This is a genomic window from Pseudomonas sp. 2957 (genome assembly GCF_031456345.1).
Taxonomy (GTDB): Bacteria; Pseudomonadota; Gammaproteobacteria; order Pseudomonadales; family Pseudomonadaceae; genus Aquipseudomonas; species Aquipseudomonas siliginis.
On record NZ_JAVDUL010000001.1, the window covers coordinates 529,519 to 544,882 of the forward strand.

4 protein-coding genes are annotated in these 15,364 nt (G+C 60.0%); 1 reads left to right on the forward strand and 3 read right to left on the reverse strand.

What is annotated here, in order from left to right; all coding sequences use genetic code 11:
* Together J2Y39_RS02465 and J2Y39_RS02470 are read right to left on the reverse strand one after the other, a co-directional pair.
* A complete protein-coding gene (locus tag J2Y39_RS02465) occupies window positions 1–2,160 on the reverse strand; it encodes a type I secretion system permease/ATPase (protein WP_310214872.1) in 2,160 nt (719 codons plus the stop codon).
* A gap of 161 nt (window positions 2,161–2,321) precedes the next feature.
* Window positions 2,322–3,680, reverse strand: coding sequence for a TolC family outer membrane protein (locus J2Y39_RS02470; protein ID WP_016771146.1), 1,359 nt, complete (start codon window positions 3,678–3,680; stop codon window positions 2,322–2,324).
* A gap of 532 nt (window positions 3,681–4,212) precedes the next feature.
* Between J2Y39_RS02470 and J2Y39_RS02475 the strand changes: the two genes are divergently transcribed.
* Window positions 4,213–12,060, forward strand: a complete 7,848-nt coding sequence (locus J2Y39_RS02475; RefSeq protein ID WP_310214875.1) for a retention module-containing protein — start codon at window positions 4,213–4,215, stop codon at window positions 12,058–12,060.
* Between the two features lie 167 nt (window positions 12,061–12,227).
* On the opposite strand, the gene J2Y39_RS02480 is transcribed toward J2Y39_RS02475, so the two are convergent.
* Window positions 12,228–15,248, reverse strand: a complete 3,021-nt coding sequence (locus tag J2Y39_RS02480; RefSeq protein ID WP_310214879.1) for an Ig-like domain-containing protein — start codon at window positions 15,246–15,248, stop codon at window positions 12,228–12,230.
* Between the last annotated feature and the right edge of the window lie 116 nt (window positions 15,249–15,364).

The following is a 15,364-nucleotide window of genomic DNA, read 5'->3' on the forward strand; positions in this document are numbered from 1 at the left end:
CTAGACCGCCGCCGAGCCGACACGGCCCTTGCGCAGCGCTTCGATGACCGCTTCTTTCGGGCCGTCAGCGACGACCCGGCCGTTGTCCAGCACCAGCAACCGGTCCACCAGGCTCAGCATTGAGGTGCGGTGGGTGACCAGCAGCAGGGTTTTGCCTTGCACCCAGCCATGCAGTTTCTGCCGCAGCGCATCTTCGCTGCTGTTGTCCATGGCGCTGGTGGGTTCGTCGAGCAGCATGATCGGCGGATCGAGCAGTAACGCACGCGCCAGCAACACCGCCTGGCGTTGGCCGCCAGATAGCAGTTGCCCGCGTTCGCCCACCGGTCGGTCGAAGCCTTGCGGGTGTTGCCGGGCCAGTTCGGTGACGCCAGTCAGTTCGGCGACTTCGAGCATGCGTGAATCGCTGATGTAGCGCGCGCCCAGGGTCAGGTTGTCGCGCAGGCTGCCAGCCAGCAGCGGCAGGTCGTGGGCGACATAACCTATCTGCTGGCGCAGGTCAGCCACGTCCAGTTGGCGCAGGTCGAGGCCGTCGAGCAGCAGTTGGCCTTGCTCCGCTTCATAAAAGCCCATGACCAGCCGCGCCAACGTGCTTTTGCCCGAACCGCTGCGGCCGATGATGCCGACCCGCTCGCCGGCTTTCAGGCTGAAGCTGACTTCGCTCAGCGCCGGCGCATTCTGGCCGTTGTACTGGAATGTCACGCCGCTGACGTCGAGGGCACCTTGCAGCTGCGTACGTTCCAGTGGTCGTTGTTTGCCGTCGCGCTCCTGCGGCAGGGCCATCAGCGCGTCGGTGCTTTTCATCGTCAGTTGCGCTTGCTGGTAGCGGGTGATCAGCCCGGCGATCTGGCCGAGCGGGGCGAGCACGCGGCTGCCGAGCATGTAAGTGGCAACCAGCGCGCCGACGCTGAGGTTGCCGGCAATGATGCTGTAGACCCCGGCAACAATCGTCGCCATCCCGGAAAACTGCTGGATGAACAGCGTGCCGTTGGTGGCCAGCGCCGACAGGTTGCGCGCATGACTGTCGAGGCGGGTGAGGGCGCCGTGGGTGCTTTCCCATTTGTGCTGACGCTCGCTTTCGGCGCCGCAGGCCTTGAGGGTTTCCAGGCCTCCGAGGGTTTCGATCAGCACCGCCTGACGCTCCGCGCCGAGGCTCAGGCTTTTTTGCACGGTGTCACGCAGGCGCACCTGAATCACCATGGCGAAAATGATCGTGATCGGAAACGCCAACAGTGGAATCACCACCAGCCAGCCGCCGAGCAGGCCGATCACCACCAGCATCAACACCACAAAGGGCAAGTCGATCAGGCTGGTCAGGGTCACGGCAGTGAGAAATTCACGCAGGCCCTGGAAATCGTGAATGCTCTGGGCAAAGCCGCCGATGGTCGCCGGCCGCGCTTTCATCGACATCCCGGTGATGCGCTCGAACAACGTCGCCGAGAGGATCACGTCGGTTTTCTTGCCGGCGGTGTCGAGCAGATGCGCACGGACCACGCGCAGCACCAGTTCAAAACCGGTGCCGATCAGCAAACCGATCGACAGCACCCACAGCGTCGAGGTCGCCTGATTGGGCACCACGCGATCGTAGGTCTGCATGACGAACAGCGGCACCATCAGGCCGAGCAAATTGATCAGGAAACTGGCGAGGATCGCATCGCTGTACAGCCATTTCGACAGCTTCAGTGTGTCGCGAAACCACGCATTTACCCGTGGCACCAGCGGCGCGCGCAGGTCTTCGAGTTCATGGCGCGGGCGGGCGAACAAGGCCTGGCCGCTGTAGTGCTCGTTGAGTTCTTCGCGGCTGACCCATTGCTCGCCGCCGTCGGCTTCGCTGGGCAGCAGCAGGGCTTTGCCATCCTCGCCAAACCGCCGCAGCACAGCGGTGCGGCCGTCGTTGAGCAGCAGCAGGATCGGCAGGTTCAGCGGTGAAATGTCTTTCAATTCACGGCGCAACAAGCGCGCCTGTAATCCGGCCCGTGCTGCTGCACGGGGCAGCAGATCGAGGCTCAGGCGTTGTTTGTTCAGGGGCAGCCCGGCACTCAGGCTGGCACGACTGACCGTGGCGCCATGCAATTTGCAGAGGATCAGCAGACCGTCGAGTAACGGATCGTCGAAGCTCAGGCGCGGATCGACCCCGGTGGCGCCGGGTTCCATGCTGGTCATAGTGATTGCCTCTGTTGAACGGGCTCGGTTATCGGATCGTTCCCACGCTCTGCGTGGGAATGCAGCCCGTGACGCTCCGCGTCACTGGACGCGGAGCGTCCCTTGAGGCATCCCCACGCAGAGCGTGGGAACGATCAGGGCAAAGTCAGTTCCTGCACCGTTTATTTCAGTTCCGGCAGGCGCGCCTGGTTTTTCACTTCGGTCGTGGCAATCGCATCAGCCGGCAGCACCACGCGTTGCTTGCTCAGCAACTGGCCCATGTTCGCCAGCACGCGGTACATCGAGTATTCCTCGGTGTAGCGGATTTCGGTGTAGCGACGGTTGGCGTTGTACAGCTCGTTTTCGCTGTCGAGCAGGTCGAGCAGGGTGCGTTGGCCGAGGCCGAACTGGTCCTGATAAGCGGCGCGCACGCGTTTGGTGGTTTCGGCGTATTCGCGGGCCGTCGGCGTCTGCTTCTTGGCGTTCTCCATGGCGTTCCAGGCCAGGCGAATGTTCTCGTTGAGCTGACGCAGGGCGTTGTTGCGGATGTCCATCGCCTGGTTGATGTCGTGGGCATTCGCGGCCAGACGTGCCTTGTCGCTGCCGCCACGGAACAGGTTGTAGTTCATCACCACACCGACACGCCATTCGTTGTCGTGGCCTTCGTCGCCCTGCACGTTGTTGTTCGCGCCCACTGCCGCTTCCGCGTCGAAGCGCGGGTAGAACGGCGACTTGGCCACTTCGTACTGGCTCTCGGCGGACTGCACGTCAGCCTGGGCCGATTTCAGGTACGGGTTGTTGTCGACCATGCTTTGCTGCGCTTCACGCAGGTCCGGTGGCATCTCACCGCGAGTCGAGGCCGGGGTTTCCAGCTCATCGGGCATGCGTCCGACCACGCTGTAGAAATTCGATTCGGCGTCAGCCAGATCGACTTCGGCGGTGTCGAGGTTGTTCTGCGCCAGTGCACGACGGGCAACCGATTGATCCGAGTCTGCAGTGCTGCCGATGCCGCGCTCGGTGCGCAGGCCGATCTGATCGTTGACGCGCAAGTGCGCCTGCAAATTGTTCTTGGCCAGCGTCACCAGTTCCCGACGCTTGAGCACTTCGAGGTAGACCTCGATGGTGCGCAGGGCCAGATCCTGCGCGGTGCCTTGCGCGTAGTAGGCGCGCGAGTTGGACACGCCCTTGGTGCGCTCGACCTCGTTGGCGGTGTTGAAGCCGTCGAAGATCATCTGCCGCAAGCGCAGCTCCGACTGGGTGTAATTGAGGATTTCGGTGTTGTGGTTACCGAAAGCGCGGGTATTGGTGTTGTCGCTGTAACCGCGACCGTAGGCAGCGTTCAGATCGACCGACGGATAAAACCCGCCCTTGGCCACTTTCACTTGTTCATCCGCTGACAGGCGGGCGTCCACGCGCGACGCCAGTTCCGGGTGAGTGGCGATGGTGCTTTGAATCGCCTCGGTGAGGTTCATCGCCTGGGCTTGGGAAGTGCAAGCCATGGCCAGCAAAACCGCGCTGCAGAGGGGGGTTAAAACGCGCATGGGTGCATCTCCCTGGATCTCAATGTTGTGTTACCGTCGCCAAATATTTGACGTAAATTTTGGGTATAAGCGTTTCACTCTTGTAACAACAGAGCTAAGAACATCCTAGAGCGTAGCTAAGAAAAAATTTTCATAAGGTTTATTCCAAAAAAAACTTATGCGGTTTTTCAAAAGCAGCACATTGTTCAGCTCGAAAGCCTTTGTTTTATGCGCTTTAGGGAGCTCGAAAAGGCTTGAGGAAAGTTCCATTCACTTTGCGAGACACTGCGAAGTACTGCTGAAGGGGAGGGACGCGTAACGGCGAATGAGCGACAGATTTTTGTCACTCGGGTGATTCACCACCGTTACGTAGCGCTAGTGGGTCGGCGGATTGAACAGGGTTGGCAAGTGCTTGATAGCGCTGACAATTCACCTCAAACCGGGCCTGCGAAACGAACTGTCGAGGGTGCGAGCGTCGCCCCCGGCAACCCGATTGAGCCATGGGCTGCTTCGCGAACCTGTGCCGACGGTGGTCGGCAGCGGAGGATTTCACATGGCAGCGCTCATCGGTACGGTCACAAAAGTCATTGGTCAGGTGTTCGCTCAAGCGAGCGACGGCATCAAGCGTCCGTTGTTCGAAGGCGATCGTTTGTACGCCGGCGATCAACTGATCACCGGCGCGGAAGGCGCGGTGGCAGTGAAACTGCAAAACGGCGAGGAATTGACCCTCGGTCGGGGCAGCAGCATCACCATGACCGGGCAATTGCTGGCCGACCAGGCTGTGCCGGTGAACGTCGACGAAGCGCAGACCCCGAGCCAGGCGCAACTGACCGATGTCGAGCAGATCCAGAAAGCCATTGCCGCCGGTGAAGACCCAAGCAAAACTGCCGAAGCCACTGCGGCCGGCCCCAACGCACCCACCGGCAATACCGGTGAACTGGGCGGCGGGCACAGTTTCGTTCTACTGACCGAAGTCGGCGGCCGGGTCGATCCGATCATCGGTTTCCCCACTGCCGGTTTCAATGGCATTCCCGAATTTCCCGAGTATCGTCGCGACGCGGACATCGACAATGGCGACGACACGCCAGCGCCGGTCGTGGTGCCACCGCCACCGGTGAACAACCCGGTCATCCTGAACGGCCTCGACGCGGCGGGCGGCGAGCTGAACCTCAATGAAGCCAATCTGCCTGACGGTACAGCGGCCAATCCAGGCGCGCTGACGCAAAGTGGCAACTTCACGGTCTCGGCAGCGGATGGTTTGAACAGCCTGAGCATCGGCGGCATCAACGTGATTGTTGGCGGCGTGCCGATTGGCTTTCCCCAGTCGATCACCACGCAACTGGGCAACACCCTGACCATTACCGGTTACAATGCGGCCACTGGCACAGTCAGCTACAGCTACACCCTCAACGGCAACGAGACCCACGCGGCCGGCGACGGCGTGAACAACCTCAGCGAACAGTTCACCGTGATCGCCACCGACAGCAATGGCGACAGCGCCACCGGCACGCTGGACGTGAATATCACCGACGACGTGCCCAAAGCGTTTGATGACGCCAACGGCGTTGCCTCGGAAACCTTGCTGACCCTGACCGGCAATGTCCTCACCAATGACATACAAGGCGCCGACCGCGTACCCACCGGTCCAGTCACGCCCGGTACATTCACCGGTACCTACGGCACCTTGGTTCTGAACGCCGACGGCACCTACACCTACACGCTCAATACCAGCGATGCCGATTTCAAAGCCTTGACCGGTGGCGGCAACGGCACAGAGACCTTCGCATACACCATCACTGATGCCGACGGCGATTCCAGCACTGCCAATCTGGTTCTGCAGATCCACAACAACGACGATCCAGTCACCATCGACGGCCTGAACGTCGCTGGCGGCGAGCTCACGGTTTACGAAAAAAACCTCAGCGACGGCAGCGCCCCGGACACTGGCGCGCTGACGCAAAACGGCACGTTCACCATCACCGCACTGGACGGCGTCACCACGCTGACCGTCGGCGGCATCGCCGTGGTGACCAACGGCGTCGCCGCAGGCTTCCCGCAATCGATCACCACACCACTGGGCAGCACGCTGACCATCACTGGTTTCAACGCTGCAACCGGCGTGGTCAGTTACAGCTATTCCCTGGCCGACAATGAAGCGCATCCGAACGCCAACGGCGCGAATAATCTGCCTGAGCAGTTCGCAGTCACGGTGGTCGATGACAACGGCACGACGGCCACCGGCACCCTCGACGTAAACATCGTCGACGACCTGCCGAAAGCCAACGACGACAGCAACGGTACCGCCTCGGAAAGCCAACTGACCCTGACCGGCAACGTCCTGACCAACGACGTGCAAGGTGCCGACCGCGTACCGACAGGCCCGGTTACGCCCGGCACGTTCACCGGTACTTACGGCACCTTGGTTCTGAACGCCGACGGCACTTACACCTACACCCTGAATACCAGCGATGCCGATTTCAAAGCCTTGACCGGTGGCGGCAACGGCACAGAGACCTTCGCCTACACCATCACTGATGCCGACGGCGATTCCAGCACTGCCAATCTGGTTCTGCAGATCCACAACAACGACGATCCAGTCACCATCGACGGCCTGAACGTCGCCGGTGGCGAGCTGACGATCTACGAAAAAAACCTCAGCGACGGCAGCGCCCCTGACGCTGGCGCACTGACGCAAAACGGCACGTTCACCATCACTGCACTGGACGGCGTCACCACGCTGACCGTCGGCGGCATCGCCGTGGTCACCAATGGCGTCGCCGCAGGCTTCCCGCAATCGATCACCACGCCACTGGGCAGCACGCTGACCATCACCGGTTTCAACGCTGCAACCGGCGTGGTCAGTTACAGCTACACCCTGGCTGACAATGAAGCGCATCCGAACGCCAACGGCGCGAATAATCTGCCTGAGCAGTTCGCAGTCACGGTGGTCGACGACAACGGCACGACGGCCACCGGCACCCTCGACGTCAACATCGTCGACGACCTGCCGAAAGCCAACGATGACAGCAATGGCACTGCCTCAGAAAGCCAACTGACGCTGACTGGCAATGTCCTCACCAACGACATACAAGGCGCCGATCGCGTACCGACCGGCCCAGTCACGCCGGGTACTTTCACCGGTACTTATGGCACGTTGATGCTGAACGCCGACGGCACCTACACCTACACGCTGAACACCAGCGACGCCGACTTCAAAGCCTTGACCGGCGGCGGTAACGGCACGGAAACCTTCGCCTACACCATCACCGATGCCGACGGCGATACCAGCACTGCCAACCTCGTTCTGCAGATTCACAACAACGATGATCCGGTGCTGCTCAATGGCCTCGACGTCAACGGTGGCGAACTCACCGTCTACGAAAAAAATCTCAGCGACGGCACCAGCCCCAACACCCCAGCGCTGACCCAGAACGGCACTTTCACCGTCAGTGCTCTCGATGGTCTGCAGACCCTCACGGTTGGCGGCATCGCGGTGATCACCAACGGCGTGGCCGCAGGTTTCCCGCAATCGGTGATCACACCCCTGGGCAGCACGTTGACTATCACCGGTTATGACCCGGCAACCGGTGTAGTCAGTTACAGCTACAGCCTGGCCGACAACGAAGCTCATCCAACCGCTAACGGCGCCAACAGCCTCACCGAGAACTTCGACGTGGTGGCGACTGACACCGATGGCAGTACCGCCAGCGGCCAGATCAACGTCAATATCGTCGATGATTTGCCGACCGCGCATGCGGACGCGGCTTCGGTGGCGGAGGGCGGCACCGTCAGCGGCAATGTGCTGGATAACGATGTCGGCGGCGCGGATGGCCCGGCGATTACCGGCGCAGTCGTCGGCGTGCGTGCCGGTGCCGACACCTCGACTTCGGCCATCGGCGGACTCAATTCGCAGATCAACGGCACCTACGGCTACCTCACGCTTGATGCCAACGGTAACGCCGTTTATCACAGCAATCCCAACGCGGTGAACGGTCCGGGTGCGGTGGATGTGTTCACCTACACCGTGCGCGATTCCGATGGTGATGAAAGCACCACGACGATCACCATCGACGTCTATAACAGCTGCCTGAAAGCGGTCAGCGACACTGACGTCACCGTCTACGAAAAATCCCTCGACCTGAACAAGGATGGCCAGGATCTGGCGGCGGGCAGTGTGGTCGGCAGCGATCCGAACAGCACTGGCGAAACCGCTTCCGGCACCCTGGTCGGCTCGGTCACTGGTGCGGTCGGCGCGATCAGCTATGCACTGATCGGCAGCGCCACCGGTAATTACGGGCAGATCGTCCTCAATGCCAATGGCACTTACACCTACACCCTGACTTCGCCAGCGACCACCACGCCGCATGCTGACGACGGCGCCAACAGCCTGAGCGAAACCTTCACCTATCAGGCCACCGATTCGCTGGGCAATGTCGTCACCAGCACGATCGTTGTGAGCATCGTCGATGACGTGCCGAAGGCGCTGAATGACAGCAATGCCGACAACGCGACCGAAGCCCAGGTGACCCTGACCGGCAACGTCCTCGACAACGATGTGCAAGGCGCCGACCGCGTCGCCAGCGGCCCGGTGACCGCCGGTACTTTCACCGGCACTTACGGCACCCTGGTGCTCAACGCCAACGGCACTTACACCTACACGCTGGACGCCAATGACGCCGACTTCAAAAACCTCCACGGCGGCGGCAACGGCACGGAAACCTTCGCCTACACCATCACCGATGCCGACGGCGACACCAGCACCGCCAACCTGGTGCTGAACATCCATAACAACGACGATCCGGTGTGCCTCGACGGCCTCGATGTGAAGGGCGGCGAAATCACTGTTTACGAGAAAAACCTCAGCGACGGCAGCAACCCCGACACCTCGGCGCTGACCCGGAGCGGCAGCTTCACCGTGACCGCCCTTGATGGCCTGCAAACCCTCACGGTCGGCGGCATTGCGGTGATCAGCAATGGCGTCGCCGCCGGTTTGCCGCAATCGGTGGTCTCGCCACTGGGCAGCACCTTCACCGTCACCGGTTATGATCCGGCCACCGGCGTGGTCAGTTACAGCTACACCCTGGTCGACAACGAAGCTCATCCGAACGCCAATGGCGCCAACAGCCTCAGCGAGAGCTTTGACGTGGTCGCCACTGATACCGATGGCAGTTCGGCTAGCGGTCAGATCAACGTCAATATCGTCGACGATTTGCCGACTGCCAACGCCGATACCGGCTCGGTGGCGGAGGGCGGCACGGTCAATGTCAGTGTGCTCGGCAATGACAGCAGCGGCGCCGATGGTGCCGCCACGGTGGTCGGCGTGCGCGCCGGCAGCAACACCGCGACATCAGCCAGCGGCGGGCTCAACAGCAACATCAACGGCAACTACGGCTACCTGACCCTCGACGCGGCGGGCAATGCGGTTTACCACAGCAACCCGAACTCGGTGAGCCCGCCGGGCGCGACCGACACGTTCACCTACACCATCCGTGACAGCGATGGCGATGAAAGCACCACGACGCTGACCATCAACGTCGCCGACAGCAAACTGGTCGCCTCGGTCGATCAGGATGTGACGGTCTATGAAAAAGCCCTCGACCTGAACAAGGATGGCCAGGATCTCGCCCCCGGCACAGTCACCGGCAGCGAACCGGGCAATACCGGTGAAACCGCCAGCGGCACGCTGGTCGGTTCGGTCAGTGGCGGCAGCGGCGCGATCACTTACACCCTGGTCGGCAACGCCACCGGTAGCTACGGGCAACTGCTGCTCAACGCTGACGGCACCTACACCTACACGCTGACCTCGGCGCCGAAAACCGCGCCGAACGCCAACGACGGGCCGAACACCCTCAGCGAAACGTTCACCTACAAAGCCACCGATGCACTGGGCAACAGCACCACCAGCACCCTCGTGGTCAACATCGTCGACGACATACCGAAAGCCGTTGCCTCGGATCGCTCGGTAACCGCAGTGGAGATCGATTCGAACATTCTCATCGTCCTCGACATCTCCGGCAGTATGGCTGATGCCTCCGGCGTGCCGGGCCTGTCGCGGCTGGCACTGGCCAAGCAGGCCATTGGTGCCTTGCTCGACAAGTACGATGATCTGGGCGATGTGAAAGTGCAGCTGGTGACGTTCAGCAGCAATGCCGCCGACCGCACCACCGTGTGGGTGGATGTCGCCACCGCCAAGATACTCCTCGCCGGTCTCAACGCTGGCGGCGGCACCAACTACGATGCTGCCGTAGCAGTGATGCAGACCGCGTTCAACACCTCCGGCAAACTCACCGGGGCACAGAACGTCGGCTACTTCTTCTCTGACGGCAAGCCCAACGAGGGCGACATCGGCACGGCTGACGAAGCCGCGCTGAAAAACTTCCTCGACGCCAACAACATCAAGAACTACGCCATTGGTCTGGGCAGTGGCGTGAGCAACGCCAACCTCGATCCGCTGGCCTACGATGGCATCAACCACACCAATACCAATGCGGTGGTGGTCACCGATCTCAATCAGCTCAACTCGGTATTGTCCGGCACCGTGCAGGGCGCGCCGGTCACCGGTTCGCTGCTGGGCGAGGGCGGTTCGTTCGGCGCCGATGGCGGTTTCATCAAGTCGATCGTGGTCGACGGCACCACCTACACCTACGATCCGAAAGCCCTCAGTGGCCAGGGTTCGTTGACCGCGAGCGGCGGCGCCAATCACGGCACCTTCAATACCGCCAACAACAGCGTCAGCATTGCCACCAACAACAGCGGCACGCTGGTGGTCAATCTTGATACCGGCGAATACAGCTACACCTCGCAGAAAACCACCGCCGTGGTGATCACCGAAAACATCGGCTTCACCGTCAGCGACAACGACGGCGATCTGGCCAGCTCCACCCTGACGGTGAAAGTGATCCCCAACGCGCCACCGATAGCGATGGACGACCACGTCATCACCAACGTGCTGTCAGGCAACATCGTGGTGCCGGGCGAGCTGTTGCTGGCCAATGACACCGATCCGAACGGCGACACCCTCAACGCCACACCCACCAGTTTCAATACCGGTTGGGTGTCGAAAGCGGCGGACTTCACCGGCAGCGGCCTGATCGGCTTCACTGGGCAGACCAATAACGCAGCCAACCAGAATCTGGCCAATGTGCGCAGCGCCTTCAGCGCCAATGCCGCGACCATGACCGCCGTGCTGGTGGTCAGCGGTTATCTGGGCATGGTGAGCAACAGCAATGCCAACGATGAAGACCGCATTACCGTCAATCTGCGTCAGGGCGAAACCCTCAATCTGGATCACAATCTGGGTGCCGGTAAGATCAGCATGGAGTATTCGCTCAATGGCGGTGCCTGGATGGCGCTGGCGGATGGCCAGACCCTCAGCGCCTCGGCGGACGGCGTCTACCAGATTCACATCACCAACATTGGTAATGGTGGCGGCAACCCGAATGCGGCGGAGAACTACCAGCTGACCATGACCCTCAACTACGCCGCGGCCCACGACATCACGCCGGACTACCACGGCACTTACGCCGCCAACGACAACCACGGCGGCAGCGACACGGCCAACGTCAGCATCAGCTATCAGGACGGCCACACCCTGACCGGCACTGCTGGCGACGATGTGTTGGTGGCGGGCAGCGGCAACAACGTGATCAATGCCGGCGACGGCAACGACGTACTCACGGCAGGCTCCGGCAATAACGAAATGCACGGCGACGCTGGCAACGACTTGCTCTACAGCGGCGCGGGCAACGATCTGCTCGACGGCGGCACTGGCAGCGACACCGCCAGCTACGCCCACGCCACGGCCGCCGTCACCGTCAATCTCGGCCTGCTCGGTGCGCAGAACACCCTCGGCGCCGGTACTGACACGTTGACCGGCATCGAAAACCTGCTCGGCTCGAACTTCAACGACAGCCTCACCGGCGACGGCAACAACAACGTGATCAACGGTGGCCTCGGCAACGACTTCCTCAATGGCGGCGCTGGCGATGACTTGCTGATCGGTGGCATGGGCAACAATACGCTGACGGGCGGGGCAGGGGCGGACACCTTCCAGTGGCTCAAGGGCAACAGCGGCCATGACCTGATTACCGATTTCACCCCCGGTACCGACAGGCTCGATCTGTCGCAACTGCTGCAAGGCGAAAACGCCAGTACCGCGTCGCTGGACGACTATCTGCACTTCACCGTCAGCGGCAGCGGCGCCTCGGTGATGACCAGCATCGACGTCAGCGCCATGGCCGGCGCCGCGCCGAGCCAGACCATCGACCTGGCCGGCGTCAACCTCGCTAGCCACTACGGCGTGACACCGGGCGCAGGCGGCATGATTGCCAACGGTCACGACACAGCGACGATCATCAGCGGCATGCTCAATGATCATTCGTTGAAGGTGGATACGGTTTGAGCTGAGGTCTGAAATGACAAAACCCGCCGCCCCGGTTGATTCGGGACGGTGGGTTTTGTCTGTCTGTAGAGACGTGTTGTCTTTAAGTCAGCCTTCGCGAGCAGGCTCGCTCCCACAGGGGAGAGCGGTGAAACTGTGGGAGCGAGCCTGCTCGCGAAGAGGCCGGTTTATCCGTAAATGGGATAGATACACCATGGAGCCCATCGGGCGTTCAGGTCCGAATGGCAATAAATTCCGCCGTTGGCATGTCCATATATCGCTCGCAGGTTGCCAGGACAACCGCTTTCATCACACATCCTGTAGATCCCTCCAGCGGCTATTGGCCAATAAGGATCGGGACCATATACAACTTGCATGGCGTGCAGTGCTCTGCTCATCGGTTCTGCGCCCGGAATGCTGTATCGCCAGTTGAGCGCCTCTTGGTGTGTCATGCCGTAGCCGCCGATAGCCAACTGATAAACATTCGTCACACTGACGTAATAAGAAAATGAGCTGAATCGGTCCTGTACGGTAATGTACGTATTGCCGTTACGTATGCCCGTGACTTTCCCGTTGCCGTCGACATAAGCCACGTTCGGATTACTGCTTCTGTAGGTGATCGGGTGGACGCCTGTAGACGGGACGGCGGCGCGGATTTGGGTATTGTTTGGAAAATCTGCACTGTGAGTGTGGCGCCATGCATAAACTCTCAGTCCTGACAGGGCCATGGCGCTGTTGTTGACTTGCAGCGCTTTGCGCAGCGTGAACGAGCGTAAAGGAGAGAGAAGACCGTCGCCATAGAGTGCTCGAATCTGCACGACTGTCAGTACATCGACAACGAGCCCCTTCAATAGCGTCGAAAACTTCCCGTCCTTGTCTGTGGTCAATGTCTCTATCGACTCGCCATTCACCAGAACTTCAACCTGCTGTTCTACGCTCGCAGTTCCCTCGATCGTGACATTCGGATCAACCGTCAGGTCGCTATGCGGAATCTCCCTGTTCTGCGAGTCCTTAATCAGTGTGATGACCGGCTGCAACTCAACCAGAGATTCGATCTGATAGGTCTGGTGGGGAAATTCCACTGGATTGCCGCGCAACCCCAGGCGCACGGAAAATATCAATGTCGCCGTACTGCCGCTTTTGAGATTTTTCAACACTTCCAGCGTCGGCGTTGACAGTTCCCGTATCAGCCCGGCGCTGGTGACGCTCGCCTCCGCGTTCATGATGACGTGGCGAACAGGGTTGTCTTTGCTGTCGATGCCGATCAGCACCAGCGTCATGCTCTGGCCCGGCCGTTGTCCGTGCCAGAGGTTGACCGCCAATTTGTCTGCGCTGGTCAGTTTTTTTACGTCCAGGATTGCGTTATCAATGCCAATGATTCGCGGTCTCGGAAACCTGGGATCCTGATCAGCGATCAGTTTGAAAGAAATCTCAGTTTCCGGAGAAGATCCGATTTTCTTGCCGTCCTGATTCAGGTTGAATTTGAATCGCACGGTTTCACCGTGAAGCGCCACAATGAGGCGCCTGTCGAACGTAAAGCGGGCTTGTTTGGCCGAATCCAGATCTACCAGCGGGAAGCGATCAAATCCCAAGGGCAGTGGTGTGCACACCAGGCGAACCTTCTCGGTCTTGGCATCGAGATATTCCACCAGCATGCTCGGCAGCGCTGCCAAGGGATCAAGCGGATTAGTGAAAGGCGATACCAGTGAGGGCGGCGTGAGGACAAGCTCCTTGGGATCGCCGATCTTCAACTGCGCGATATCGGAAAAGACTTCACTTTCGCCGGGATTGGTGATGGTGGCCTGCACGGCCAGTCTCGCGCTGGCGTAGGGCTTGATGTACTCGTTCTCGGCCTCGAAAACGATGGGCTTTGAAGGATCCGTTACAAGCTGTCCCCAAGTAAACCGTACCAACTTGCCGTTGATGTCTGTGGTCTGCCAATGCAGCTTGACCTCTGCCCCTTGTTTCAAGGGCCAGAAACTGGCGACATTTATAAAGGCTTTGGCAGTGTCGACTGCCAGCTCACCTTCCACCAGTGGGGTGACCTCCGGTGCTCCCAGTGGCAAGGATTTACCCGCAACGGTGACGTCAGCAGGTTTGGAAAGTTTGGACTGACCTGCTCTGGTCAGAATATAAGTTGCCCGTAAACTTCCACCTATCACATTTTGAATGCGGAAATTTTCCACGGGAAAGTTCAGTGTCTTGCTGTCTACGGTCACCGTTAAAGAATAGGTATGAGTGACTGGCACGTTGTTTCGGGTGAATCCTTCCAGTGTCAGGGCGATCACATCGTTGATCGCAAAACTGCCCGTCAGGAGAATGTTCGTCGGGCCGCCTGCAAGCCAGTCATGGTGTATTACGTCGTCGGCATCGGACTGCTCGAAAATCGGCGCGGTCAGCAGGGTTATTACGGGCTTGAACGGCAGAATGAGCGGTTCCGAAAAACCACTGGAGTTCTCGACAACGTCATAAACGCTCCAGCGCACCACCAGATTGCTGGTTTGTTGCAATTTGCCGAGCAAGTCAGGCGTCAGCTTGAAAACGATGTCGGCCGAGTCGTCGGTCACGACGAAGTCCAGCCGCAGCGAACCAAATGTCAGCACGACCGTATCGCCGATCTGCTGATTGAAGTAATGCTTGACCGTGACTTCCATGCCCTCTTTGATGACGTTCTGATCGACGATACTTTCCGATGCGATTGGCAGCTTGAGGCCCTGATTGGAAGGCTTGCCGCCGTCAATGTCCGCTTCGCCCGGAGCGGGATGTTTGAACCAGAGTTGTGAGTGTGGCGATTCCCCCGGGTTGCCGCTCAGTCTCGTGACTTTAATCCAGCAATCCAGCCTGACGTCGGTAAACGGCAGGAATTTCTCCTCGAGGGTTTCAGCTGTAATGTCAAAAAGTACGGTTTTAGGGGTCTTTCCATCGGCCTCAAAATCGTCCTCTGTAAGGGCGAAATCAATCACGGACGAAGGGGTGGTGACATCGGGTCTATCGAGGAAGACTTCGATACGGTCACCGAGGGCTTGAGACAGATATGCCGGGAGACTGAAGCCCAATCCGTTAATGTTCTGAGCAATCATGGCGATGTTGATACCGTAGCTCTGGTCAGTTTGCAGCTTGTACAGGAGTGGTTGCGGCGGATAGAGGGCCAGCACACCGATACCGGAACGCGGCGCAGGAGGGAATATCAGGTATTGTGAGCTGGTCATGAATTTTCGCCTTCCATACGGGGCGCTTACCTGGGCTGTCAGCGCCGATACGGAAGAATTAAGCATGCGACGTTAAAGCGCGCACCTGTCAACTCTGACAGGTGCGGACTGATATC

Excerpts from the sequence above, each read along its gene's own strand:
- J2Y39_RS02480 (WP_310214879.1), bottom strand. The coding sequence starts at position 15,248 with ATGACCAGCTCACAATACCTGATATTCCCTCCTGCGCCGCGTTCCGGT.
- J2Y39_RS02475 (WP_310214875.1), top strand. The coding sequence starts at position 4,213 with ATGGCAGCGCTCATCGGTACGGTCACAAAAGTCATTGGTCAGGTGTTC.
- J2Y39_RS02470 (WP_016771146.1), bottom strand. The coding sequence starts at position 3,680 with ATGCGCGTTTTAACCCCCCTCTGCAGCGCGGTTTTGCTGGCCATGGCT.
- J2Y39_RS02465 (WP_310214872.1), bottom strand. The coding sequence starts at position 2,160 with ATGACCAGCATGGAACCCGGCGCCACCGGGGTCGATCCGCGCCTGAGC.